Here is a 24,792-nt window from a genome sequence, read left to right as displayed (position 1 = left end):
TTCTGAGCTAAGCACCTCTAAAAATTAGGTAAACAAAGTAAAAGGGGATGAGGCTTGGCTGAGGACAGCGCCATAGATAGCGCCAAGGAGAAGTTCTCAGAGATAAGTGTAGCAGAGTTTTTCTCTAAAAACAAGGAGCTAGCGGGCTTCTCAAACCCTACCAGGGCCCTTTACCAGACCGTCAGGGAGCTCGTTGAAAACGCGCTTGACGCCACTGACTCCCACGGGATACTGCCAGAGGTAAAGATATACATAAGGGAGGTTGAGCCTGAGACCGAGGAGAGGCCCGCCAGGTATGAGGTAAGCGTTGAGGACAACGGCATAGGAGTGCCCAAGACTGTGATGGCCCAGGCCTTCGGTAAGGTGCTCTTCAGCAGTAAGTATGTGATAAGGCAGACCAGGGGGATGTACGGCCTGGGAGTTAAGGCTGTAGTGCTTTACTCTCAGACCACCACGGGCAGACCCATAACAGTAGTTAGCTCGCAGGACGGCAGTAACTTCGTGTACTACCAGAAGATAAAGATAGACATCAAAAAGAACGAGCCTATAGTTACTGAGGATGGACAGCTGGACAAAAGGAGTTCGTGGCACGGCACAATAGCATCCGCAATAGTGGAGGGCGACTGGACCAGGGCCAAGCCGAAGATAATTGAATACGTGAGGCGTACTGCCATAATAGCGCCTTACGCGGAGCTCTGGCTTGTGACCCCTGAAGGTGAAGTTTACTTCTTCCCAAGGGCCACCAAGAAGATGCCCAAGCCGCCGAGGGAGGCCAAGCCTCATCCTCACGGAGTAGACCTGGAGCAGGTCAGGAGCATGCTTATGGCCACGCAAACCGAGACTCTGCTGGACTTCCTAAAGGAGGAGTTCCAGGGCATCGGCGATAAAACGGCTGCTGAATTCCTGAGGCACGTGGGCCTAAGGCCTGATATTAATCCAAAGACCCTCCTCAGAAAGGAGAAGTTAAAGGACCTCGAGTCGCTGGTAACAGCCCTGAGGAACTACAAAGGTTTCAAGGGGCCCAGAAGCGATTACCTGAGCCCCATAGGTGAGGAGCTCATAGAGCTTGGGCTCACCAGGATGTTTAAGCCGGAGTGGGTCAAGGCGGTTACAAGGCCGGCCAGGGCCTACCAGGGTCACCCATTCATAGTAGAGGTCGGCATTGCTTACGGCGGCGCCATACAGCCCCAGGAGGAGCCTATACTGCTCAGGTTCGCCAACAAGATACCTTTACTTTACGAGGAGAAGGAGGACGTGTCATACAAGGTTTTAACTAACATTGACTGGAGCAGGTACGGCGTTCAGGAGCCTTATCAGCTGGCAGTTCTTGTGCACGTCGCAAGTACTAAAGTTCCATATAAAGGCGTAGGGAAGGAAAGCATAAGCGAGATACCTGAGCTTGAGAGCGAGATCAGGAACGGAATCCATGAGGTGGCCAGGAGCCTCAGGATTTACATATCGCGCAAGGCGCGCGAGGAGCTCGCTAAGGAGAAGATAGTGAGCATAGCTAAGTACATACCCGAGGTGGCCAGGAGCCTCTCAATACTGAGCTCACCGCCTGAGAACCCGGACAGGTACAAGGAGCTTGAGCCCAAAGTAATGGAGCTGCTCATATCCAAGGTGGCGACGTCTATAGAGATGCCCAAGATTGACGGAAGGCAGGAGGATCCAAGGCTCATAGTTGAGAGGGTTATAAAGGGAGTCTCCATACAGGAGGTGAGTTAAGGTGTCAGCCCCGGCCCAGGACAGAGTAGACATTGAGGCTAGAAGGAAGGGCGCAGAAATAATCTACAAGACCTTTTCTAATTTGCTGAGCTCACTGGAAAAGGGCGCCGACCCTAAGCTAGTGATACCTAAGAGAACCCTTGCCAATACTGTCTTTGATGCTGAGAGGGGTATACTGAAGCTCGGCGTCTCAAAGCTTGAAAGGAAGTTCCTTGATATGAATGAGTCCAGGAGGTTTATGCAGACGCTCGTAATGGCTGCTAACATCTACAGAGCGCTCATAGAGAACGAGTACCCTACCATAAGGGACCTCTACTACAGGGGCAAGCACACCATAGTGTTTCATGACCTTGACGGAAGGCAGAGGGAGGAAAATACATGGGACGAACAGGCCGAGAGCGACGCGGCGCTTAGGGACTTGGAGGTCATGCTGGGCCTGCTAAGAGAGGACCTCATGATTCTGAGCAAAGAAAAGGGCAAAGTGGTTGGCAACATGAGGATAAGGAGCGGAAACGACGTCATAGACCTCTCTAAGCTTGGGCACGGCGCATATGCCATAGAGTCCACGCCTGACCTTATAGAGTTCCTCGACGTTGACGCTGAGTTTGTCCTAGTTGTTGAGAAGGATGCCGTGTTTCAGCAACTTCATAGGATAGGCTTCTGGCAGAAGTACAAGTCCATACTGGTGACCGGCGCCGGCCAGCCGGACAGGGCCACCAGAAGATTTGTAAGAAGGCTAAATGAAGAGCTGGGCCTGCCTGTCTACGTGCTCACGGACAGCGACCCATATGGGTGGTACATATACAGCGTCTTCAAGGTTGGGAGCATCCAGCTAAGTTATGAGAGCGAGAGGCTAGCTACCCCCAAGGCTAAGTTCCTCGGAGTCTCCATGAGCGACATTTTCGGCTATGGAAGAAAGAAGCCATACCTCACCGAGGAGGAGAGAAGAAACTATATAATCAAGGCAAAAGACCTTGACATAAGGAGGGCCAAGGAACTGATGAACTACTCGTGGTTCCGCACGCCTCTCTGGAAGAGAGAGATAGACATGTTCCTTGACAAGAAGGCTAAGCTGGAGATAGAGGCTATGGCAAGCAAGGGGCTTAAGTTCCTAGCGTTCCAGTACCTGCCAGAGAAAATACAGACCCACGACTGGATAGAGTAGCCTCCTAAGTTAATATTGTGGCCTCCTTGTATTGCTATACACGAAAAATTTATCTTTCATCCCTGAACAGGAGCTATGTATATTATCATCTGCTCGGGCCCGGAGAGGTTAATTGTAACCTTGAGCGGATAGTCTGTCGAGAACTCCAGCTGCACGCTCTCAGCAACCGACATGATTGGCCTAAGGGATGAGTACAAGGACTTAGCACTATAGGAGGCCTTGGTCTCGGCCTCCGCGCTCAGCTCCTGGAGCGGCGTCCCCTGCGACATTAGCCACCTATAGCTCTTGCCCTCAGCGGACGCTGTCACCTCAAGCTTGCCATCTGAAACGTGCAGCTCTACTACATCGCCAACGCTCTTAGCATCAGTTACCAGAGTCTCAAGGTCGTCAGCGCTCATAACTATCCTTGCCGTAGGGCTCATGTTTATTTCCCTTAGGGACTCCTCCGCTGACTCGGAGGCAGTCACCAGGAAGGACCTAGAAAAGGACGTCTTCTTATCCTGCAGCTCAACCGTGAGGCCAGGAGCCCCTGTCTCATAGATCATAGCAACTGCGTCATTTCTAGTAGCCCTTCTAACCACCCTGTTCATCTCACTCACGTTGACCGACAGTTTGACCTCACCGTCTACCGAGTACTCCTCAAAGGCTGAAGGCTCGAACTTAGCTATAGCCAGGACCGTCTTATCCGGGCTAAAGAGCCAGAACGTGGCCTCATTCTGCGCAAAGTCGAACGTAGCCTCATCGCTGACCTTGGCCATCGCCGACACTATGCGCTTAAGGCGGCTGCCCTCGGGGTAAACTGCTCTGAGAGATGCCATATCCAAGCTCCCACTGTTATTATGCGAACAGTGCCCTTTTTAAAGAATAAAACAAGGATGCGAAGCTCTTTAATAGACGTACGCTATAAGTATGCCTCCCAGGTGCTTCTGGATGGCATCTTTATGGGTCATTACGCCCTGGCTGGTTGAAATTATTAGATAGCCTAGGTCCCTGCTGGCTAGATACCTCCTCAAGTGCTCAGGCAACCTGAGCAGCTCCCTATAGGTGACGGGCGTCCTGGGCTTTATCGCGCCTATCTTATTTATATGGCCTAGTAAAGTCACCCTGAACTTGCCCCATCTGCCATCATCTATGTACTCGAAGTCCCCTATGTACCCCTCCTTCTGAAGGACCTTCAACACGGATACTGTTAGCTTAGATGCAGGCATTAATATGACCTCCCTCTGGCCCCTGAGCTCTGCATTATAAATCGCCGAGAGGTGAGCCGAAAGAGTGTCGTGTACCATTCCTTACCACCTCACGAGTACTTGTTAAACCCGAGCTCCACAGCTATCTCCCTGAAGCACTGACGGCAAAGGTAGAGACCGTACTTCTGTATAACCGCATCGCGGGTTCCACACCTCTGGCACTTCTGGGCGCCCCTTCCCATCACCTTAGCCTTGGGCGGCTTTATCTTCCCCATACATTATCACCTCACACAAAGGTAACCCCGAGCTCTTTATTCAGCAGCACCATAGTCTCCTCTGGTCTAACTCTGTGCCTTAAAGGTATAGATGAGCGGGCCCTCCTTCTCCTCTCAACTCTGAAGCCCGGCCTCTCTATTGTAAGGCAGACGTCCATACCAACTATACCTATCTCAGGGTCGTACTTCGCCCCGGGCAGCAATATGTACTCAGGTATTCCGAAGCAGACGTTTCCGAACTTATCTATGCTAGAGGCCTTAATCCTGTGGCCTACGGCCTCCAGAGCCCTCTTGAGGAAGTCCATGGCCTTTTGGCCACGGAGAGTCACGGCCACAGCTATGTTCTCTCCCCTGTGAATTCCGAAGGCCCTTATAGTTTTCTTGGCCTTCCTTAAAGTAGGCTTCTGGCCAGTGAGTTGCTCAAGCAGCCCCTGCACCTTGACTAGCCTCTCGCCGCTGCTTCCTAGAGCTATGTTTACCGTAACCTTCGCTATCCTAGGCTTTCTCATGGGATTCTTCTGCCAATCAGAGAGAACCTTATTTATGACGTCCTCCGTGAGGGCGACCTGCTGACTCATGCTATCACCCCTGGGTCACAGTAATCACTGGCTTATCGGTGCCCACCACGTAAATGTTGGACAGCGAGGTCTCGAAGGAGTTGCCTGCTGGGTCCTGCAGCGACACCACGCTCCTGTCCCATCCCCATCCCCTAGTGACGCTCACTATCTTGCCGAGCCTGCCCATGTTTCTGCCCCACACGACCAGTGCAAGGTTGCCCTCCTTGAACTCTATGTGCTCTTTCACAGTGCCCTCTGGAACGTTCAGCACAAGGGAGTCCAGCGGCTTGTAAGGAAGCTGGCCAGGCTTCCTTGGGTCCTCGACCCTGACGAGGACATTCCTTCCGTCGCTCAGGTGGACCTGGAAGTGCCCTCCCTTAAGCGTCGTGACGCCCTCTACCCTGAGAAGCTTCAGCGACGCTTCCTCCTTACTTATGGGCAGCAGCTTCAAAGTACCCGTTGGGTCTGGGACTACGCGATAGTAAAGGTTTAGCGACGGCAGCTCTACGATGTCCATAACCCCTATGGGGAACTTGTAATCCCTTACAACCTTTCCGTCAACCTTAACTTGCCCTGATGAAATTATCTTAGTGGCCTCGTGCGCTGTCTCAGCATATTTTAACAGATCCCTTATAACTATGAGCAGGGGAAGACTTCTGTCAACAGGGTGCGGGCCTGGCGACGGCTTTACAGTCCACGGCCTTACCTTTCTTGGAATTCTTTGGACGCTAGGCGCGCTGAGCGCCTTTAAGTGCCTAGATCCTCCCATCCTTGCCATTATTTGGCACCTCCTGCCTGCTGAGCCTCCTGTTGTACGGCCGCCTGTACGTTACCGCCCCTCCTCTCTATAATCTTTTTGCGCCAGTCATCCTTCAAGTTAAGGTCTGTTATGACCAGGTTCCACGGCCTTAGTTTAACCAGTATCTCGGTTCCGTCGGCCTTCTTCCTGGTTATGCCCTCCACTTTGACCCACAGCCCCTTTAGATCCACCTCGGCTACCTTGCCGCTCTTGCCCTTGTAGTCGCCCTTTACCACAACTACCTTGTCCCCTACCCTAAGCGGCAGCGACCTTATGCCAAGCTTGTCCCTCAGCTCCTTGCTTAAGTGCGCCGAGACGAACTTGTGCCTTATATGTAAGGGTGCGTTGTAGAACGCCTTACGCTGCTCCCTAGGCTGTTGACTGGCCATCCTCCTCACCCCTAAATTATAGTTGTGGCGAGCTTAGCTATGGAAGGCCACCTCTCAGCCGCTTCCCTTGCCACAGGGCCCCTGATCTCGCTGCCTTTAGGTGTTCCATCCTGGTTTATTAAGACAATAGCATTATCTGAGAATGAGATCCAGGTTCCATCAGGCCTCCTATAAGGCCTCTTCTGCCTTATGACGACTGCATAGCTTATCTGCTTTCTAACCTGGGGCGTGCCCTTCTTTATGGTAACTATCACCATGTCGCCGGGCCCTGCGGCCGCAAGTCTCCTTACCCTAGTCTTAACCCCGGGCACATCTATTATCATAGCTTCCTTAGCGCCGCTGTTGTCGGCAACCACGGCATATGTGCCTACCTGGAGGCCAGTGCTATAGCCAAAGCGTGAAAGTATCGCAGTGAACTTTTGCCTCCTTACCATCCTCTATCACCCCTCAAGCTTTCCTAAAACAACGAACTTAACGGTCTTGGAGAGAGGCCTTGTCTCCCCTATCAGGACCTTATCGCCGGGCTTCACGTCAACGCATGGCGGCACGTGAGCGTGCTTCTTTGTCCTCCTCCACTCATACCTCTTGAACTTGGCATCATAGTAAAGGTAGTCATGCCTCACCACAGCTGTGGTCTTAGTCTTCAGCTTCTCCACAGTTCCCTCCAGAAGCACGCCACGCACCCTGAGCGACCCGTGCCAGGGGCAGTTAGGGTCTGTGCAGGATACAGAGGGCGGCTTAACTCCAGGCACGCTTAATGCCTTTAGCGCTTTTTGAGCAGGCATGTTCTAATATCCCCTTTTCCTCTGTGCGGGTCTATCTAAGGACTTAAAAGGGTTTCCCCGTCGCACCTTACCGCTATAGGGGTAAGCCGGACCGAGCCGACGCCCGGCGCTCAGCTAAGCTTAGCCTCAGCGCCTGTTATCCCCTTACGGCTTTCTTCAGCCTCTCCTCAGGCCTACCTATAAGGTCTAACCCTTTAACAATGAAGTCGCCGTCCGGGGTGGCTATAGAAAACGTTGAGTAGAGCTTTATGAGAACTATCTCCCTTTTCCTGCCGTCCCTTTCCACTCTGAGCCTTAGGGCATTCTTGGAGTCCTCTATAACTATTCCAGAGACCCCGACCAGGGAAGGGTCGGTAGAACTGACCACCTTTAACTTCAAGCCAACGAGGGGTCTAAACCTTATGTTTGAAGAAGTGAACTTCATCCCTGCTTCTGCTGAGGGCTCGCAGCCTCTGCGGCAGCTTTAGTCTGCTGGCCCCTCCTGGACAGCTCATTCATTATGGTGAGTATCCTTGCTATGTTTTTCCTTAGCTCCCTTATCCTAGCCGGCGAGTCTATGGAGCCAGACAGCGCTTTCTGGCGTAACGATGCAAGTTCGCTCCGCTGCTCCTGCAGCAGCTTTGTAAGCTCGTCGAGGCCCCGCTTGCGCAGGTCGTCAGGACTTAGCTTGTACTTCGCCACCTCCCTCACCTCCCTCTATGATCTCCTTAATCCTCTGCTCGCCCTGCCCCCCTGAAATCTCTTCGCTTAGCTGCTTAACGATCTCTGCCGTCTCAGAGTCTGGCCTTATTAATATGTCAGGCCTTGCCGCCTCGGGCTTGATTATGCGGACTTCGACCCCAATTATGCCTAGAGGCAGCTTAGCATAGGCTATGGCACGGTCTGTGTAAACGTCAACTACATTGCCGGTCTTTATGACCTTACCTGCCTGGAGCTTCTCGAATCTAGCCCTCTCCCTGCTTAGCTTACCACTTATCACTATCTCCACGCCAACGGCGCCGGCCTCCATGATCCTTCTCATAGTAGCCATGGCTACTCTCCTGAAGTGATAGCCCATTTCAAGCGCCCTGGCTATCCTAAACGCCTGTACCCTCGCATTGAGCTCCATGTTGTCGGGCTGGCTGACGGTGACCTGAACGCCCTCAAGTCCAAACACCTTCTCCAGGACGGCCTGCAGTTTCCTTATTGTAGCCCCTCTCCTTCCTATGACCAGCGCTGGCCTCTCAGCAAATATGTGAACCCTAGTGCCTAGACCACTCTGAACTATCTGAACGCCAGCGTATCCTGCGGTGTAGAAGTTCTGAGCAAGGTACTCATCAACCTTGACCCTTATCAGGCCTTGCCTTAGGAAATAGCTCTTGATCCTAGACATTTCAGCTGCCACCCCTCTCCTCAACTACCACTTCAACGTGGGAGTGTACCTTCCTTATAATGTCGGCCCTGCCAAAGGCCCTGGGGTAAACCCTCTTCAATGTTATCCCCTTGTGAACGCCCACGTGGACTATGTAAAGGTTACCTACATCTAGGTTCTTGTTCTCGGCGTTATTAGAGACGTTTTCAAGAAGCTTCAGCATGTACTTAGCCGCCTTAACTGGATATTTGCCCATAGGTATGCCCCACCTGTCGGCCAACCCCCTCCTGTGGGGTATCTTCTTCGAGGCAGACCTATAGGGAACTGGCTCCTTAAGCTCTATGACCCTCCTAAGGTACTCTTCGGCGTCGCTTAGCTTCATGCCCTTTATGGCCCTCGCGACCTCGGTCATAACCTTAGGGTGAACTGGAACGTCCCACATCATAGCCTTAGCCGATAGGCCCTCGTTGGCAGGCTTAAACGAATAGGACCACTCCGGCACCCTGGATCACCCCTTGGCCGCTATGTGCAGGCTGCTCTTTGAGGCCTTGAGGCCTGGCTCTCCGTGGTGCACTATCTTCGTTGTGTGGCTGAACTCGCCCAGCCTGTGCCCTATCATCTCTGGAACTATCCTCACGGGCACGTACTCTTTGCCATTATAGACGGCTATCGTTAGGCCTATCATCTCTGGCAATATAACTAGGTCCCTCACGTGGGTCTTTATCATAACATCTGTCTTGCCTGAGCGCCTGAGCGCCCTTATCTTAGCAAGCAGTTTCTTCTGAGCTGGCGTCAAGCCTCTTTGCAGGCTTCTCCTCTGCCTTGATGGCAGTAAGGAGACGAACTCGTCAAGCGGCATGTTTAGAAGCTCCTCCAGGCTCTTGCCTCTGTACTTGAACCTCCTCCACTCAGGCCTCAGCTCTATTGACATTATTACTGCCCCTCGGCTCCGCCGTTCCAGGACTGTAGAGGCTTTTAAATAGTTTTAGGTATTAGATTGGCTAGAAAAGGGCGAGCAGGGCATCTATTGCGGTTGGCGCAACTGGCGGTCAGAAGCTTGGGGCCTCGAACTGCCTTATCATTACCTGGGTCACTATGTCTAGGTTTTCAAGAGCCTTACGTATAGTCTCTATGTCCGCATTTGATTGACTCATGTCAGCTATGAATACGCACTCCCCCTCCTCCCCTCTGGTTATCGAGGCGCACCTGCTGGCGACAATGTCTACCTTTAGCTCGCTTAGCTTGTCGGCCACCTTAGCTAGGGCGCCCACCTTATCGAGCACTGACACGTCGATCTCTATAACTTTGGCGTTCTCCGCCAGTATTGGGCTCACTATTATCTCCTTCTTATCTGTGTCGGCCAGCATAGCTACTAGCATGCCGGCCTCTATGCCCAGCGACTCCCTTATGGTCTGCGGTATCGTTATCCTTCCCTTGGAGTCTACCTTCACTAGACCTGTAAGCCTTGTGGACATTTAACTATCCCACCTCCGGTTCACATACTCTAAAGGTAACGTTATTAAAATTTTTGGAGTAATGAGTGCCATACCTAAACTCATTGAACCCAGCCTAACTGGTATCTCCTTTACTCAAAACATCTTAGAGCGCCACGGTCAGTGTGAGTCTAGGCATCTCATCCTTAACGTCGCTGGCTGCCCACGTCCTCATCCCGTGGTCCTGAAATATAGTACCCCCAGCGTTTTTAATAGCCTTCGCGCTAGCCGGCTATGTCGTAGTCCTTCAAAAGGGCTGGTCTCTTAGAGTTAGCCTTCACGTGCGCCTCCTCTATGATTTTATCGATGTTTTCTAAGAAGTTGTCAGGCAGCTTCTTAAAGAGCGGGTGTATCTCCCCTATTTTAGAGCCCCCGCTCATTGGCGTGTTAAGGTTCTCAGGCCACCTGGCGTCCATTACGCTGCCCGTGAAGCCTAACTGGTGCCAGAGGTCTTCAGCGGCGCTGGGCATGAAGGGCGCCATGAGGTGCGCCACCGTCTTTACTATGCTTGCCGCCACGTTAATCACGGTGCCCGCCCTTTCCCTGTCCCTCTTTATAAGGTCCCAGGGAGCTGACTCGTTGAGGTACCTATTGCCTAAGCGCGCCACCTCAAGCACGAACTCGCTGGCCCTCTTCAGTTCAACGTTGTCCATATGCTCTATAACTTTAGCAGCCAGCGACGACGCCTCCCCTAACACCTCCTTGTCATGATCATCAAGAGCCGTGGCAGGAGGTATAATGCCGTCAAACCTGCTCTTCACAAAGCTTAGCACCCTGTAGGCCAGGTTCCCTATATCATCGTTTAGCTCACTGTTAACTATCCTGTAAAACTCCTTCCACTGAAAGCTCACGTCACCGCTCTCCGGCCTCATTCTTATCAGCGCCCACCTCCAGTAATCGGCAGGGGCTATCTCCAGGGCCTCGTCTATCCAGACGCCCACCCTCCTGCTCTTGCTGAAGTGTCTCCCCTCGTAAAGCAAGTAGTCAGTCGCGCTTATGCGCCACGGCAACACGTATGGGTCGCCAGAGGCTATGAAGAGCGAGGGAAGTATTATGGAGTGGAACGGTATGTTGTCCTTGCCTATAAAGTAAACGGACCTAGTTGAGGGGTCAAACCACCACTGCTTCCAGGAGTCCTCGCCCTCGCCCCTGGACATCAGGTACTCCTTGGTGGCGCTTACATAGCCAAGTAGAGCGTCGAACCAGACATATATGGTTTTGTTCTCGGCACCGCTAAATGGCGCTGGTATGCCCCACTCTATGTCCCTTGTTAGAGCCCTTGGCTTCAGGCCCTGTTTGACCCACTCTATGCTATAGTTCTTGACGTTGTCCTGAAGCTCACTCCCCTGAAGCCATGAGAGCAGCTTCTCCTGAACCTTGCTCAGGTCTATGTAGTAGTTTGTCGTCTTCAGCCAGATGGGCGTCGCGCCGCAGATGGCGCACCTGGGGTTTATGAGGTCCCTCGGGGTTAGCAGCCTGCCGCAGTTATCGCACTGGTCCCCCCTTGCGTGCTCGTAACCACAGTAGGGGCACGTGCCCTCTATGAACCTGTCTGGCAGGAACATCTTATCATTGGGGCAATACGGCATCTCCTCGTCCTGAGGGAATATGTAGCCCCTCTTCTGCAGGTTAAGGAAGAACTCCCTGACGAACTCCTTGTGTATCGGACTCTCAGTCCTTGAGTACAGGCTGAAGTCGAACTCAAACCTCCTGAAGAGCTCAACGTCATATGCATGAACCTGATCAGTGAGCTCCTTAGGCTTTATGCCCCTCTTCCTGGCTTCAAGCTCTATTGGGGTTCCATGCTCGTCGCTGCCCGTCACAAACACGACGTCGTGGCCCATTAGCCTCAGGTACCTGGCGTAAACGTCCGCGCTCAGCAGGTGAAGCACGGTGCCCAGGTGAGGTATGAAGTTAGAGTACGGCCATGCCGAGGCTACTATGTATTTGCCCATGGCGCTTCACTTCAGCTTTACACAAGGATCGGTCCCACAGCTTTAAGTCAATATTCAGATCATCAAGGTTTGAACCGCCTACTTAAAGTCAGGCCCCCAGGCCTCTCCCTAGTCCCTATGAAAACTACTCTGCCATCCGATGTCGCTAGGCCGTCCACGGAGACCTCGCCTCCCCCGTACAGGTAACCCCCTAGGTTGTACTCAAACGAAACCAACGCCACGCCCTCCTCGGTCGAGACGCATGGAGGGTAGAGAAGGGCGCTCTCCTGATGGGGCTCTATTGTGAGGGTTCCAACATAGCTCCTCACGGGTGGCGCTATGTGATTATACTCGCTAAGCGGCCTGCACGCAGAGGCAGGGCTTTCTGGCACGCCTACCCAGCTCACTGGAACATTGACTTCTTCCAGAAGGCCCCTCCTCCACACAAGGCAGCCGAAGCCTTTCAGCCGCACGCCGCCGAAGTCCTCTTTGCACTCGCCTCCCCTGAGGGACCTTGTAAAGAAGTCAAAGGCTGCGACCGCCTCTTCAGCGCCGTAGATCACAAAGTCTATGTCAGAGAACTCCTGCTCTATTTCCATAGCAAAGGAACCCGTGAGCCCTAGGCTGTCAGCGGAGCCCACGGCCCTTGAAATGATGAGAGCGGCCCTAGTTAACTCAGGGGCCAGCGGGGATCCACCGCTCATCGCCCTCCTTAGGGCCTCCCTGGGGCTTACGTAGGCAAGGATGTCGCTCGCAGGCACATACGGCATGTAGGAGGAGTAAGCGGGGTCGTACAGGAGCTTGAGCCCAGAACTTTCGAACGCCTTAGCGACCCCGCCAGGACCATAGCTTTCTATAATCCGGCAGAGCCTGACCCCTGGCCTACTCCACCTGCCAAGGCGGCAGGGCACGTACTTGGGTATTATCGGTATGAGCCCTGGCGGTGACTGCAGCCCTATCTCTACGCCGAACAGGAGGCCCCTAGTTATTATCACGCTTCCATGGCCGTACCTGCAGCGGCCTAATGTAGCCCCAGACATCAGGCACCAAGTACAGGTCTGGCCCGGAGGCCTGTAATAGGCCTCTGGCCAGGTACCTGCCAGGAGGCAGCTCCTGGTACCTGGTCCTCCACGTCAGTATGTAAGCGACAGGCCCTGCGAGGCCTAGCCTAGCCCTATACCTTGCGGGAACCAGAAAGCTCTCACCTATGTCATTAATATAAATGACTCCCTCAAACCAGCCCAGGCTCCTGTAGAAGCTGGCGCAGCGCCTCTCGTCAATCTGCCTGAGTAGCCTCAAGGTGTAGGCTACTCCCTTGTAGCAGGAGTCCAGTAGCTTAAAGTCATGTAGCAGGTCGAAGTCTCTGATGGACCAGCTGTCCTTGACCTTAGAGTACCTGACGTCGCGATTGCACTCAGCTATATGGCCCTCCTGGGCAAGGTCCTTCAGCGCGCCGTAAAGCTCTGAGGGCTTATTAGAGTAGAGCAGGAGATCATAGTCACTGGAGGGTTTCGCCGTCCCCAGCGCCCAGCTGCCGGTTATGCCAACCCACTCCGGGCTCAGTAGGTCAAGCAGCTCTGCCAGGCTGCGCGGCAAAACAACGCTTCTCATAGCATCAGAAGGATCTATCAAGGCTCCATAGCGCCTGGGGATCACAAAGACTTCTCTGCCGACGCAGTCCAAGTACCTGTAAGAAATACCTCCCACGCTCTTATTACCACTGTGCCAGGGGACGCTGTTGTGATATGGGGCCGCTATGTAGCCGTCGTCGGGATGCTCATAGCCCTTGACGATCCAAGCAGCGCCGTCAGGAGACTTTACAAGCCACCCCTCGAAGGGCACTGAGCGTCTCCTTCTGCTAGTACGTAACTTGCACGACCAAAAAGGGCTTTTGAGCAAAGGCAGACCCTAATCGCTACCCTTAGCAGCAAACAATGTTGTAGTTAAGGACCCCAATTAGCTATCACTATATAAAATCTCCGAGAGAACCTTAAGAGTTGGGGGTTGGAGGTTGAGCGACGACCACAAGAAGAGGAAAAGGTCGTTCGACGATATATTTGACGAGATAGACGACCTCATGAGGAGGTTTGAGGAGGAGTTTGAAGATATGGAGAGGGACTTCGAGGACTTGCTTAAGAGCGCTCCCACCAAAGAGGGACCCTACTATTACGGCGTAAGGATATACGTCGGCCCAGACGGTGTGCCCCACATAGAGCAGTTTGGAAACATAAAGAAGGAGGGCAAGGGAAAGGTGATAATAAGTGATGAAACGGAGCCGATGGTAGACGTAATGGAACGTGACGATGAGGTATGGGTCGTAGCTGACCTGCCTGGCGTCGACAAAGACCAAATAAAGGTGTCGGCCACCGAGAGGACGGTCACTATAAGGGCTGAAGGCGACAAGAGAAAGTACTCGAAGGAAGTGGAGCTGCCAGCTCCCGTGGACCCGAACTCGGCTAAGGCAACATTTAAGAATGGAGTGCTCGAAATTAAGTTCAAGAAGCTCCAAGGCTCAAATAAAGGTGTTGACATAAAGGTAGAGTGACACGTAATCGGCAGCTTTCCCGGCTGCTGTCTAAGCCCATCTGACCTGATATTAATGGAACCCTCTAGCCCATGTATTGCTATTTTTAAACCCCACATAGGCCAGTAGCTAAGGAGGTTAGTCTTGGTGAAGGAATTAACATATGACGTGGTAATTGTGGGCCTTGGCCCCGCAGGCTCCTCACTCGCGTACTTTCTAAGGAAGTCAGGGCTTAGCATAGCAGGCATTGAAATGAATGGCCCCGAGGGCGCGTGGGGCAAGCCGTGTGGTGATGCCATAGGTAAGCATCACTTTGATGAGACGGGCCTCCCATACCCTACTGGTGAGTCGCTCAAACAGAAGATAGACGGCATTGATATAATAAGCCCCTACGGAGGCGTCAAGCTAAGGGTTAACGGCGAAGGATTCATAATAGATAGGAATAAGTACGGACTTACGCTCATCAACGAGAGCGCTAAGGGTGACGTTGACGTTTACATGAGAACGCGCGTCACGTCACCTAAGCTGGAAGGAGGAAAGCTCGTTGGCGTTTATGCCAAGGGTGAGAATGGCGAGGACCTTCTGTTTAAGGGAAAGATAATAATAGATGCCACCGGCAACAGCGGCTTGCTGAGGAGGCAGCTGCCCACCTCCTGGCCTGTTAACGAACCCCTAGACCCTAAAGACGCCAACATAGCCTACCGTGAGATCAGGGAGCTGAACTACACCGTAGAGGAGCCCAACTACCTGAAGATATATGTTAACCAGGAGATATCACCTGGAGGGTACTGGTGGTACTTCCCTGAGGGCAAGGAGTCCGCTAACATAGGCCTTGGAGTTCAAGGCGGCATGGGCTACCCAACACCTAACGTTATATTCAAACAGAGGCTCGAAAAGCTTGATGAAGTAAAGAACTATAGAAGGATTATCAGCGCGGCTGGCTCTAAGGTTCCGACGAGGCGCCCCGCCAACACCCTAGTGTGGGATAACTTCATTGGAATAGGGGATAATGGGTATACCGTGAACCCAGTGCACGGAGGTGGAATGGGCTACGCGATGGTCGCCGCCTACTACGCCTCTAAGTCAATAATCAAGGCGTTCACGGAGAACGACTTCTCAGCCAAGACTCTCTGGGACCTCAACATAAATTATATAAAGTCCATTGGGAAAAGGCAGGCATCTCTCGATATCTTCAGGATATTCTTACAAAGGCTCAGTAACGACGATATAGAGTACGGCCTTAAGCATGGTATAATGAACGCAGACCAAGTTTATGAGACGAGCGTCTCAGGCGAGCTTAAGGCTAACCTAGGGCTACTTGATAAGGTCTCCATAGCGCTCCGCATGCTAGGCAGGCCCTCTCTGCTGCCCAAGCTGGCCACCGTGGCTACCTATATGAAGAGGGTCCAGCAGCTCTACGACGCTTACCCAACGTCGCCAGAAGGGCTTGACACCTGGGTTACCGCTATCAACGCGCTATACTCCGAGTATAAGTCAAGGATTGGCGTGGCTTAGGCTTTTCACCATTAGTCAGCCTGTCCTCTTCCACGTGGTCTCCTCGCCTTTATCGACTAAGGTTATTCCATATGAGGCTAGCCTGGACCTTATGTAGTCTGCCAGGTCATACATCTTATTCTTACGAAGCTGCGACCTAACCTCGACTAGGAGGTCTATAAGCTGATCCTCGACGGAGGCCGCGGGGGTCATGGGTGCTCTCTCGAAAATGTCATCTAAGACTGCGTAGACCCTATTAAAGTCCACAAGTACCTTGTATGCGAAGGCCATGAGGGCCCTTGACTCAGACGAAGCTATGTACTTGTAATACTCCGAGGTTAAGGCCCACACGCTGCCTGCGGCCTCCCCCATGTTAAAGTCCCTCTGCATCGCCGCATGCCAGCTCAGGTACAGGGACCTTAACTTGAAAAATTCATCAACGTCTGCAGCCTTCATATGGTCTACATACTCCTCCTTGGAGAGTCTCTTGACCAGGTCACTTGCAATGTCACGCAGCCTCTCCACCAGCCTCTTGGCCTGCCCCAGGCTCTGCTCAGAGTACTCGAGGCTTCCCCTATAATGGGACGTCAGGACCCACATCCTTATTACATTAGGACCCCACTCGTTTATAGCATCCCTTAAGCTTATGATGTTCCCGAGGCTCTTGCTCATCTTCTCCCCCCTTATAGTTAGCATGCCGGTGTGAAGCCAGTACTTGACCCACGGGCCGCCGAAGAGGCTCTCGCTCTGGGCCCTCTCGTTCTCATGATGCGGAAATATGAGGTCCGAGCCGCCTCCATGGATGTCGATCCTGCTCCCAAGGTATCTGCTGCTCATCACGCTGCACTCTATGTGCCACCCTGGTCTCCCGCGGCCCCAGGGGCTCTCCCACCACGGCTCCCCAGGCTTAGCAGCCTTCCAGAGAGCGAAATCGTAGGGATGGCGCTTCTCCGACACAAGTCCCTCCCCCTGGTCCCAGAGAGCCTTGTTGAAGTTGTTGCTGAGCCTTCCATAGTCGGGATACGCATCGACGTCAAAGTAGACGCTGCCGCTCGGGGCCACATAAGCGTAGCCCTTCTCGATAAGCTTCTCTATGAAATCTATGATCTCACTTATGTGCGACGTTACCCTAGGATGCAGGTCGACCCTTATGTTAAGCTTTGACAGGCTCTCCAGGTAATCCTGTGCATAGGTGTCAGCAACCTCTTTCCAGCTGACTCCCTGCTCCGAGGCCCTCTTTATTATCTTGTCATCTATGTCTGTTATGTTCTGAACGTGATACACGGAGTAGCCGAGCAGGGAGAGGTACCTCTTTATCCCGTCAAATGCCACAAACGTCTTAGCATGGCCTATATGAACATAGTCGTAGACCGTTGGGCCGCAGACGTACATGGTCACGAGCGGGGGGGACCATGGCCTGAAGACCTCTTCCCTTCTCCCTAGAGTGTTAGTCACCGTCAGCGTCATCCTGCTCGCCTAAGCTTAAGCTGCGTGGCGAAGGTCCTTAAATTTGCCTCTGCTGAGGACTGGCCTTTACTGGCATAATTGACGCAGCGGTAGCCTCATTACAATCTTTTTAAGTCGCTTTTAAACCACTATAAAGTGGTGTTAACTTGGTCAGCGCGAGAAAGATGTTTATGGGCGCTAGACCATGGAGCTTGCCTATGCTCATAGTGGTGTTAATGATAGGGTTTCTCTCATCCAACGAGGTAAGGTTTTCCCTGATAACAACATTAATACTCCTGCTTGCTATCACAGGAGAGCTCCTCATGCACTCAGCAACCAACATACTTAATGACGTTTACGACTTCTATAAAGGCATAGACAGCCCAGAGCTGGCCACGGTTAGATACGACTTTGTCTTTGATAAGGAGGTGGGGCCCAGAAGGGCTCAGGCCATATCCCTCGCATTTTTCCTATCCTCGCTGGCGCTTGGAATTGCGGTGGCCGCCCTAGGAAGGCCGCTGGCGATACTCCTAGGGCTTCTAGGCATTTTCTTAGGATATTTTTACAGTGCGCCGCCCCTGGAGCTGAAGTACAGGGCCCTTGGCGACGTAGCAGTGGTGGCCTCCATGTTGCTCCTGGCCATCACTGGGTACTACCTGGCGAGCGGCTCGCTGTCCCTGAAGGGGCTCGCCGTCGGCGTGCCGATGGCCCTTATAATAGACGACGTACTTATGGCTAATAATATAAGAGACCTGGACAGGGATAGCAAGAGGGCAAAGACGCTAGCGACAGCACTAGGCTTAAAGCTTTCTGAGACTATATACTATGCATTCATAGCCGTTGCCTACGCTGCTCAGGCCGCCCTTGTAGCTCTGGGCGCGCTGCCGCCTGAGGCCCTCCTATCGCTCTTATCGTTACCTCTGCTCTTCCTAATAGCTAGGAAGATTGAGACCACGGGGTCCTGGCTGCAGATCGACGTAATGACCGCAAACCTAGCCATAGCCTTCGGGTTACTTGAAATAATAGGGCTGTCTCTTCACATGGTCCTATAGGCTTTACGTAAGGCCCAAACTATTGCCCACGGCCTTCTAATATCTTGAGAATGACGCCAACGCTCTCCCTGATCTCATCCAGACCGTTATAGCTAGTGTAGTATACCTCCACGTTTCCTCCGCCCACCTTGCCTGAAGGCAGCAGGAACTTGCCCCTGCCCTTAAATACGCTGAGCGAACCTCTGGAGTCAAAAACCCCTGCCTCAAACCTCACACAAGTAAAGTCCCTAGGGTCCTCAGAGGGAGCTGCGTCAAAGTACCTGTAGAGGTAGAGCCTCCCGTCCTGGAACGATACGCAGACAACCGCGTTGGGAACGCCTGGTCTGCCAAGATTGCATGTCAGCACGTCCCTTAGGAACATATAATTGAACTCTTTACAAGCCGTCGCCTGTAAAACGGATCTTTCAGTTAGGGAGATCCTATGCTCATTACGAAGGAGCCACGCCATGAAGAGTGCGGCCGAGAGCCAGAGCGCAACATAGATGGCAGCCATTATGTACCAGAAAGCCCTCACCTCCAGGTAAATAACGTATGTGACCACGGAAGTTGCCAGAACATCGGTTCCTGCAAAGGCCAAGGTCAGGGTTCTGGGCGATGTCACGTTGGGCGCCCCACGCCTATGGCTCTTCAGTAAGAGTTCACTGCAACGGGTGATGCCTGCCGCAGAAATCTTAAGCTCTAAAACAAGTCATACCTTAACGGGAGGCCCACTCGGACTCGTACTTATTTATTATTTCGTCATAAGCGCCGGCGTCCACATCCTTTATGACTTCCTTTGGGTCCTTGTTGTCCACCGTCAGCCCTATGCTCTTGGCAGTGCCAAGCACGCTCTTGACAGCGGACTTTAAGGTCTTAGCTGTTATCTTGGGCTTTATCATCAGTGAGACCTTTACTATGGACTCAAAACTTACGTTGCCAACCTTCTTGTGGGCCGGATCGCCGCTGGGCGCATCAACCCCAGCCTCCTTGAGCAGCAGCGCCGTAACTGTGGGGATCCCTACCTCTATACGATAGGACTTCGTGGTCATGTCAACTATTATCTTTACGGGCACGGTCATGCCCTTAAAGTCCTTAGTTTTGTTATTTATCTCGTCTATTACTTGCTTGACGTTTAGGCCCAGTGAGGACAGCGTAGGACCTAGGGGTGGGCCAGGCTTAGCGTTGCCCCCTTCTATCTGGATGTTTATTATCTTCTCCTGCGGCACCTGTAGCACCTCCCATAACTATCTTGCCTTGGGTTATAAAAGTTTCAGCTGCTCATGGTCCTATGAAGTTTTAATATAAAGCCATTAAATAAAGCCTAATTTGATCTAAGGTTTATCCTATAGCTATTTAACTTTCCTTACAAAACTGCTCTTAACGGAGATAAATGGAGGTGCTTAACTTAAATGGAGTTTAAAGTACTTTACATCGATGCCACAAAACGTTCTTATAGTATCGAACTAGTAAACAACCCAGAGCTCCTTGGAATAGTTGACCTTGGGCTGCAGATACACCTAGACATGAAGAGCTATAACGTGGACCCCCTAGATCCCGCTAATCCCCTTGTACTTGGAATAGGGCCCTTCGCTGGGGGCTCGGTTGTCGGCAGCCACAGGATAGTGGCCATCTTCAAGAGCCCTGAGAGCAGGGGCCTCCACGTAAGTGAAATGGGAGGGGCCGGCTACTCGTTCTTTAGGACAGGACTTGACGCAATCGTGATTACTGGCAGGAGCGAGAAGCCTCTGCTCATAAGGGTTATAGGCAGCTCTAACGGCGAGGTCTCCGTTAACTTCTCTGACTTAAGCTTTGATGAGCTCAACAAGATATACTCAAACTACTCAGGGCTTAGCGGCACTAAAGCGCTAACTAAATACGTCATCGACATGGACAGAGATCTCATAGTTAAGAATCACGCCAGGGTGGCCGTGGTAGGCCCTGGGGCCTATAAGACCCTCTTTGCGGGTATCTTCAGCTACGTCCTAGACGACAAGGGCAACCTCACCGAGGTCTCGGACTCCGCCTCCAGGGGCGGCGGAGGCTCGGTCATGGCGCAGGCGCACAACGTCGTGGCCATAACGTTTGGCGGGACTTATAAGAGACCTAACCCGAACCTCTCAAACGTGCAGATACTCAACAAGATTGCTCAGGAGGTCTATAAGAAGCCGTTCTCGCAGGCGCTCCTTGACAAGACAACAAAATACAGGTTTGACCCAGCCTCTAAGACCGGCGGCACATTCGGTGAGAACTACCCGCACTATAAGGAGCTCGTCCCAATGCTTAACTACAACCACGTATACCTGAGCCGCGGCCTCAGGCTTGAGCTGCACGGGAAAATCATGGATTACTTCTGGCGCCCGTTCCAGGACGAAGTCTTTGATGGAGGAAAACTTACGCCTGCCTCAAAGAACTGCGGCGAGCCATGCCCGGTTGTTTGCAAGAAGATATTCAACAAGGTCAAGATAGACTACGAGCCAGCCCATGGGGTTGGCCCCATAAGTGGCATCTTTGACATAAAGAGGAGCGCGGAGTTAGTAGACCTGGTTGATAACCTGGGGCTTGACGCGATAGAGGTAGGCCACTTCGTGGGATGGATATTTGACCTCATAGACAAGGGGCTTCTGAGCCCAGAGGATGTGGGGCTTGACGGGAAGCCAGTAATGGACCCGAAACTTCAGGGCCCGGAGGCTAGCAAGATAAACGCCGAGCTGGCCAAGAAGCTCCTTATAAACCTGGTCGACAGCGCTACCAAGGTCCTTAAGATAGTGGGCTCCGAGGGCCTCAGGACCGCGGCCAAGGAGCTTGACAACCTCTACAGCGACCGCGTGGCCAAGAGCGGCGTTAGGTTTGAGGATCTTCTAGTGTACGCGGCCTTCGGCAAGGGCGGCTACTTCACGCCAAACTTCTACTGGTCCCCAGGGGTCCTCGCGCCGCTCTTCGTGCTAGGTAAATATTGGACTGACTACTCGCCGGCATTTAGGGAGCCAGAGGATTATGCCTCAGCAGCGCTGCGGCGCGCGGTTATGGAGCTGTTGATAGCAAACGCCGGGTTCTGCAGGTTCCACAGGGGCTGGGCCGAGGAGGCCCTCGCAGGCCTCTATAAGGAGATGCTTGGAGTTGAGCTGGACGTCTACAGGCACGGGCTCCTGACCTATAAGAAGATAGCTGAGTACCAGGCCAAGTCGGAGGCCACTCCGGAGCCGTGGGAGTCCAGGAAAGTTATGGACGCCATAGCCTCCCTCGCGGCTGAAACGGGCGTGCACGGTTGGGAGGACGCCATGTATCACACAGAAAAGATGACAGAGTGGTGGAACAGGTTCTACAAGAAGCTTCAGGAAGAGCTAAACAAGGTCTCTTGAACTCAGGCCAACAAGTGTGGTATTTAGGGTTTCCTTTGATGATAGCTGGAGCGAAAGAGAACTTCAGCCTCTAGGCGCCCTGGGATGTTATCCTGAAGACGGAGCGCTTTACTATGGCGTCAACCTTCTCTGGGGCCGCGCTGGTGAAGAAGCTCCCATACGTGCCTCTGCCCCCGCCTGTGACTTTAAGCTCTGACGAGATCGCCGCGAGTATGGCCTCCGCGCTCAGCGATTTGGAAGCCTCCTTTCCTAGGCCCATCTCATATCTGTAGCCCTTATCCTGCTTAACAGCTAAAACTATGACGGAGTTTGCAAACTCGTCAGTCAGCTCCTTTAACGCTTCGCGCGCTGACTTCACGTCAGGCTCTGGGTACTCCAAAGTCGCAACGATAAGCCCGTTAACCTTACTTGAGGCCACAAGTCCCTTGGCAGTGTTGAGCCACAGGCTACGGTAGGCCTTTACTGACTCCTCCAGCTTCCTAAGCTCATCCTTAAGTTCCTTTATCTTGTTCAGCTCCTCGCCACCCTGAGCCCCTAGCTCTGAGGACAGCTGTGACACCCTGTCTTCAAGGGCTGCCATCTCCTCAGGAACCCTTGTGCCAGCTACGAACTCGAGCCTAACTACGCCATCCTGTATCTTTTCCACATTGATAATCTTAATGCCCCCTATGTCGCCAGTGTTAGTGACATGCGTCCCAAAGCAGGCCTCAACGTCCCAGCCCTGGACCTCTACAACCCTTATCCTGCGTTCCATGGGAACCCCACCCTCATAGAGCACAAAGCCGTACTTGGACTCGGCCTCGTTGCGGTCCATGTAAGTCTGCAACACGGGCCTTCTCTCATCAATGACCCTGTTCGCCAGCTCCTCTATCTTTCTGACCTCCTCCCTGGTAAGAGGCTTGTGGTGCGTTATGTCGAGCCTTGCCTTCTCGGGGGTCTTCTCTGCCCCTGCCTGCCAGACGTGGTTGCCTAGGACCCTCCTCGCTGCCCCGAGGATTACGTGGGTAGCCGTGTGATGCCTCATGAGCCTGAACCTGCGGACCCAGTCTATCTCGCCCCTCGCCTCACCACAGGAGTAGTTGCTAACAGTCCTGTCCAGCTTATGGACTATCACGTTGCCCGCCTTCTGGACATCGACCACGTTATATCTGTCCCCGCAGATCTCCATAACTCCCACGTCATTAAGCTGGCCGCCGCCTGTCGCATAGAATATGGTTGAGTCCAACACCACGTACTCGCCCTTGACGCCCAATATCTTAGCCGTGAAGCTCCTTGCGTAGGGATCCCTGTGGAACAGCAGCTCTGTGGGGCTGAACTGACGGGCCCACGAGACCACGTCCTCAGGCAGTGAGCTCTTCTCCTCTATAGAACGCACCTTGGCAGGGGTCCTATGCCTGGCGGCCACCAGCGAGTAGAAGTTGCGCGGGACCACCACTGTTATGCCCTTCTTAGCCGCGGCCTCGGCGACGACCTCTGGAGGTATGCCATAGCTGTCGTAGAGCTTAATTAGGGTCTCCAGGCCTGCTCCCTGCGACAGCTCACGTAAGGCCAGCTTCTCGCCCCTCTTAAGCAGGTCCTTATACCTGTCCTCCTCAAGGCTAACTGCCTCAATTATGTAATCTCTGTTTTCCCTGAGCTGCGGGAAGTCGGAGCCCCAGAGGTCTATCTGCATGTCAACGATCTTGGCTAAATCGTAGCTTTCATTAAGAAGCCTGAGCTGCCTCAGAGCCCTCCTTATCACAAGTCTGGCAAGGTAGCCCTCGCCTGAGTTGCTCGGAACGACGCCATCGCCCAGCATCATGGCTATGGTCTTGCTGTGATCCAGCACGCTGTACAGCCTTGCCTCGCGTTCCAGCACCTGTCTGACGTCTTCCAGGGGCGTACCCACTAGCTTTGAGACCTGCTGATAGAAGGCGTCAAGGCTACCCTCCACGTCAGGGTTGAACTTAGCCGCGGCCCTGAATGCTGCCCAGAGGTACTCCTCGGGAGGCCTTGGAAGGCCCAGCTCGCTCCGGACCCTGTCCAGGAGCTGGCCATAAATGGCATGGAAGGCCGTTGGGGTCTTCTGGGTAAACCAGGCCATGCGCTCGACGCCGTAACCTGTATCTACAATTTTCAGTGGGAGCTCAACATAGTTACCGTTTTCATCTATCTTGTACTGCATGAACACCAGGGTAGCTAGCTCGAGGCCGCCTACCGTGACCTCAAAGGACGGCCCGGCGTTGCCTCCTCCCTCCCACCAGGACTCCTTAAACACTATGAGGTCTCCGGGTATCCCTAACTCCTTAGTAAAGAACTCGTAGGCATACCTCACAGTCTCGTCCTTCCAGTAGACCTGCTTGTCCGGGTAGTTGAACGCGTGGTGCGCTGCCATCTCGAACGTAGTTAGGTGCCTCCCTATGGTGAGGCCCACGTTATCTATATCTTCAAGCCTTATGCAGGGCTGGCTTATAACAAGGGGGTTCGCAGGGGGCGGCACCAGGCCGCTGGTCACGTGCGGCTGAAAGTCCACGATGCTGGCTATTGTGAGGTAGAGGTCCTCACGCCACCTGGCCACCACGGGCCTAGGCTGAATTGGCGTGTGGCCGTGTCTTGCGAAGAAATCTATGAACTTCCTCCTGGCCTCGGCCACTGTTAGCCCTGGCACCGAGGGTATCTTGTCGAACCAGTAATCGGTGTCCGGCACGTCCTGGCAAGTATCAAAGCTGGGGTTAAGCGTCCAGAAGAAGTCCCCTCCAACCTTGCACTGCCTTCTCTGGTACCCCTGCTCCTTGAAGAAGGGGAGCCTGTACTCGTCAGGGTTTACCTGAATTGGCAAGCCCTACACCTTCCACTCTTCCTTACTGAGGTAGGACGTTGGTCTTAGTAAAATAGGTTTCTTCCAATATCTATGTAGCTTCCTATTAACTAGGCGCTCACATGCCGAAGAGGCCTGCGAGGCCCGCGCTGATGTCAGCCTCGCTGGCCTCGCTCTTCTTCTCCTCCTCCTTCTTCTGCTCCCCTCCCTGCTGGGCAGGCGCCTGGGCAGGGGCGGCTGCAGGCGCCGCAGCTGGGGCAGCCACGCTAGCCGCGGTGGCGTTCTTAAGAACATCCTCAAGGTTCAGCTGCGAAAGGCTGGCCACCAGCATCTTGACCTTAGCGTCGTCCACCTGAAGGCCCAGGGCTTCAACCACCTTCTTGAGGTTGTCCTCGTTTATCTGGGCCCCCGCGTAGTAGAGTGCAAGGGCCGCGTGCACATAGGCCTTGCCTTCCTGTGCCATACTCCATCAACCCCTTTC

General features: G+C 53.2%; 28 protein-coding genes. 6 read left to right on the top strand and 22 right to left on the bottom strand.

What is annotated here, in order from left to right; translation table 11 throughout:
* Nucleotides 1-54: 54 nt before the first annotated feature.
* Both ACZ5GQ_RS02385 and ACZ5GQ_RS02380 read left to right on the top strand, forming a co-directional pair.
* Nucleotides 55-1,725 carry a DNA topoisomerase VI subunit B gene (locus ACZ5GQ_RS02385; protein ID WP_498857051.1) on the top strand — a complete coding sequence of 557 codons (1,671 nt, stop codon included), beginning with the start codon at nt 55-57 and terminating at the stop codon, nt 1,723-1,725.
* A gap of 1 nt (nt 1,726) precedes the next feature.
* Complete coding sequence (locus tag ACZ5GQ_RS02380; protein WP_498857050.1) at nt 1,727-2,890, top strand: DNA topoisomerase IV subunit A; 1,164 nt, start codon at nt 1,727-1,729, stop codon at nt 2,888-2,890.
* A gap of 56 nt (nt 2,891-2,946) precedes the next feature.
* On the opposite strand, the gene ACZ5GQ_RS02375 is transcribed toward ACZ5GQ_RS02380, so the two are convergent.
* The 17 genes from ACZ5GQ_RS02375 to ACZ5GQ_RS02295 all read right to left on the bottom strand — a co-directional run bounded on the left by ACZ5GQ_RS02375 (nt 2,947) and on the right by ACZ5GQ_RS02295 (nt 13,502).
* A complete protein-coding gene (locus ACZ5GQ_RS02375; RefSeq protein WP_498857049.1) occupies nt 2,947-3,708 on the bottom strand; it encodes a DNA polymerase sliding clamp in 762 nt (253 codons plus the stop codon).
* Between the two features lie 69 nt (nt 3,709-3,777).
* Nucleotides 3,778-4,176: a 30S ribosomal protein S8 gene (locus ACZ5GQ_RS02370; RefSeq protein ID WP_498857048.1), complete on the bottom strand. Its 399-nt coding sequence runs from the start codon at nt 4,174-4,176 to the stop codon at nt 3,778-3,780.
* An 11-nt stretch (nt 4,177-4,187) separates the two neighbouring features.
* A complete protein-coding gene (locus ACZ5GQ_RS02365; RefSeq protein WP_048812935.1) occupies nt 4,188-4,352 on the bottom strand; it encodes a 30S ribosomal protein S14 in 165 nt (54 codons plus the stop codon).
* Nucleotides 4,353-4,363: 11 nt separating this feature from the next.
* Nucleotides 4,364-4,930 (bottom strand): 50S ribosomal protein L5, encoded by a 567-nt coding sequence (locus ACZ5GQ_RS02360; protein WP_498857047.1) that lies wholly within the window; start codon nt 4,928-4,930, stop codon nt 4,364-4,366.
* Nucleotides 4,931-4,934: 4 nt separating this feature from the next.
* Entirely contained in the window at nt 4,935-5,687 is a 753-nt protein-coding gene (locus ACZ5GQ_RS02355; RefSeq protein ID WP_498857046.1) for a 30S ribosomal protein S4e, read from the bottom strand.
* Entirely contained in the window at nt 5,687-6,097 is a 411-nt protein-coding gene (gene rplX / locus ACZ5GQ_RS02350) for an uL24 family ribosomal protein (RefSeq protein WP_498857045.1), read from the bottom strand. The genes ACZ5GQ_RS02355 and rplX overlap by 1 nt, the downstream gene beginning before the upstream one ends.
* An 11-nt stretch (nt 6,098-6,108) precedes the next feature.
* The gene (locus ACZ5GQ_RS02345) at nt 6,109-6,531 is read right to left on the bottom strand and encodes a 50S ribosomal protein L14 (protein ID WP_498857044.1); all 423 of its coding nucleotides are present in this window, start codon (nt 6,529-6,531) and stop codon (nt 6,109-6,111) included.
* 6 nt (nt 6,532-6,537) lie between these two features.
* A complete protein-coding gene (locus tag ACZ5GQ_RS02340) occupies nt 6,538-6,882 on the bottom strand; it encodes a 30S ribosomal protein S17 (RefSeq protein WP_498857043.1) in 345 nt (114 codons plus the stop codon).
* Between the two features lie 136 nt (nt 6,883-7,018).
* On the bottom strand, nt 7,019-7,306 hold the full coding sequence (locus tag ACZ5GQ_RS02335; RefSeq protein ID WP_498857042.1) for a ribonuclease P protein component 1: 288 nt from the start codon (nt 7,304-7,306) through the stop codon (nt 7,019-7,021).
* The gene (gene rpmC, locus ACZ5GQ_RS02330; protein WP_498857041.1) at nt 7,303-7,563 is read right to left on the bottom strand and encodes an uL29 family ribosomal protein; all 261 of its coding nucleotides are present in this window, start codon (nt 7,561-7,563) and stop codon (nt 7,303-7,305) included. Before rpmC ends, ACZ5GQ_RS02335 begins: the two co-directional genes overlap by 4 nt.
* On the bottom strand, nt 7,538-8,254 hold the full coding sequence (locus tag ACZ5GQ_RS02325; protein WP_498857040.1) for an uS3 family ribosomal protein: 717 nt from the start codon (nt 8,252-8,254) through the stop codon (nt 7,538-7,540). Before ACZ5GQ_RS02325 ends, rpmC begins: the two co-directional genes overlap by 26 nt.
* A gap of 1 nt (nt 8,255) precedes the next feature.
* The gene (gene rplV / locus ACZ5GQ_RS02320; protein ID WP_498857039.1) at nt 8,256-8,735 is read right to left on the bottom strand and encodes a 50S ribosomal protein L22; all 480 of its coding nucleotides are present in this window, start codon (nt 8,733-8,735) and stop codon (nt 8,256-8,258) included.
* Between the two features lie 6 nt (nt 8,736-8,741).
* Entirely contained in the window at nt 8,742-9,164 is a 423-nt protein-coding gene (locus ACZ5GQ_RS02315; protein ID WP_498857038.1) for a 30S ribosomal protein S19, read from the bottom strand.
* Between the two features lie 118 nt (nt 9,165-9,282).
* Nucleotides 9,283-9,708 carry an AbrB/MazE/SpoVT family DNA-binding domain-containing protein gene (locus tag ACZ5GQ_RS02310; RefSeq protein ID WP_498857037.1) on the bottom strand — a complete coding sequence of 142 codons (426 nt, stop codon included), beginning with the start codon at nt 9,706-9,708 and terminating at the stop codon, nt 9,283-9,285.
* A 242-nt stretch (nt 9,709-9,950) separates the two neighbouring features.
* A complete protein-coding gene (metG, locus tag ACZ5GQ_RS02305) occupies nt 9,951-11,681 on the bottom strand; it encodes a methionine--tRNA ligase (protein WP_498857036.1) in 1,731 nt (576 codons plus the stop codon).
* 62 nt (nt 11,682-11,743) lie between these two features.
* Nucleotides 11,744-12,700 (bottom strand): hypothetical protein, encoded by a 957-nt coding sequence (locus ACZ5GQ_RS02300; RefSeq protein ID WP_498857035.1) that lies wholly within the window; start codon nt 12,698-12,700, stop codon nt 11,744-11,746.
* Nucleotides 12,642-13,502 (bottom strand): nucleotidyltransferase domain-containing protein, encoded by an 861-nt coding sequence (locus ACZ5GQ_RS02295; protein ID WP_498857034.1) that lies wholly within the window; start codon nt 13,500-13,502, stop codon nt 12,642-12,644. Before ACZ5GQ_RS02295 ends, ACZ5GQ_RS02300 begins: the two co-directional genes overlap by 59 nt.
* Before the next feature lie 169 nt (nt 13,503-13,671).
* Between ACZ5GQ_RS02295 and hsp20 the strand changes: the two genes are divergently transcribed.
* Both hsp20 and ACZ5GQ_RS02285 read left to right on the top strand, forming a co-directional pair.
* Nucleotides 13,672-14,205, top strand: a complete 534-nt coding sequence (gene hsp20, locus ACZ5GQ_RS02290) for an Hsp20/alpha crystallin family protein (protein ID WP_498857033.1) — start codon at nt 13,672-13,674, stop codon at nt 14,203-14,205.
* A 126-nt stretch (nt 14,206-14,331) separates the two neighbouring features.
* The gene (locus ACZ5GQ_RS02285) at nt 14,332-15,699 is read left to right on the top strand and encodes a digeranylgeranylglycerophospholipid reductase (protein WP_498857344.1); all 1,368 of its coding nucleotides are present in this window, start codon (nt 14,332-14,334) and stop codon (nt 15,697-15,699) included.
* Between the two features lie 15 nt (nt 15,700-15,714).
* Here ACZ5GQ_RS02285 and cysS read toward each other — a convergent pair whose 3' ends face one another.
* The gene (gene cysS, locus ACZ5GQ_RS02280) at nt 15,715-17,145 is read right to left on the bottom strand and encodes a cysteine--tRNA ligase (RefSeq protein ID WP_498857032.1); all 1,431 of its coding nucleotides are present in this window, start codon (nt 17,143-17,145) and stop codon (nt 15,715-15,717) included.
* Between the two features lie 146 nt (nt 17,146-17,291).
* Between cysS and ACZ5GQ_RS02275 the strand changes: the two genes are divergently transcribed.
* On the top strand, nt 17,292-18,176 hold the full coding sequence (locus tag ACZ5GQ_RS02275) for a prenyltransferase (protein WP_498857031.1): 885 nt from the start codon (nt 17,292-17,294) through the stop codon (nt 18,174-18,176).
* Between the two features lie 19 nt (nt 18,177-18,195).
* Here the strand turns inward: ACZ5GQ_RS02275 and ACZ5GQ_RS02270 are convergent, their stop codons facing one another.
* Both ACZ5GQ_RS02270 and ACZ5GQ_RS02265 read right to left on the bottom strand, forming a co-directional pair.
* Nucleotides 18,196-18,777: a hypothetical protein gene (locus tag ACZ5GQ_RS02270; RefSeq protein ID WP_498857030.1), complete on the bottom strand. Its 582-nt coding sequence runs from the start codon at nt 18,775-18,777 to the stop codon at nt 18,196-18,198.
* 94 nt (nt 18,778-18,871) lie between these two features.
* The gene (locus ACZ5GQ_RS02265; protein WP_498857029.1) at nt 18,872-19,381 is read right to left on the bottom strand and encodes a 50S ribosomal protein L11; all 510 of its coding nucleotides are present in this window, start codon (nt 19,379-19,381) and stop codon (nt 18,872-18,874) included.
* A 183-nt stretch (nt 19,382-19,564) separates the two neighbouring features.
* On the opposite strand from ACZ5GQ_RS02265, the gene ACZ5GQ_RS02260 reads away from it, so the two are divergent.
* Nucleotides 19,565-21,514: an aldehyde ferredoxin oxidoreductase N-terminal domain-containing protein gene (locus ACZ5GQ_RS02260; RefSeq protein ID WP_498857028.1), complete on the top strand. Its 1,950-nt coding sequence runs from the start codon at nt 19,565-19,567 to the stop codon at nt 21,512-21,514.
* A 70-nt stretch (nt 21,515-21,584) separates the two neighbouring features.
* Here ACZ5GQ_RS02260 and alaS read toward each other — a convergent pair whose 3' ends face one another.
* Both alaS and rpl12p read right to left on the bottom strand, forming a co-directional pair.
* Nucleotides 21,585-24,326: an alanine--tRNA ligase gene (gene alaS, locus ACZ5GQ_RS02255; RefSeq protein WP_498857343.1), complete on the bottom strand. Its 2,742-nt coding sequence runs from the start codon at nt 24,324-24,326 to the stop codon at nt 21,585-21,587.
* 103 nt (nt 24,327-24,429) lie between these two features.
* Complete coding sequence (gene rpl12p / locus ACZ5GQ_RS02250; RefSeq protein WP_498857027.1) at nt 24,430-24,774, bottom strand: 50S ribosomal protein P1; 345 nt, start codon at nt 24,772-24,774, stop codon at nt 24,430-24,432.
* Nucleotides 24,775-24,792: the final 18 nt, after the last annotated feature.

This window comes from Caldococcus noboribetus, from assembly GCF_055389385.1.
The sequence above is the reverse complement of the archived record's forward strand: the minus strand, read 5'-3'. Positions and strand labels throughout refer to the sequence as shown.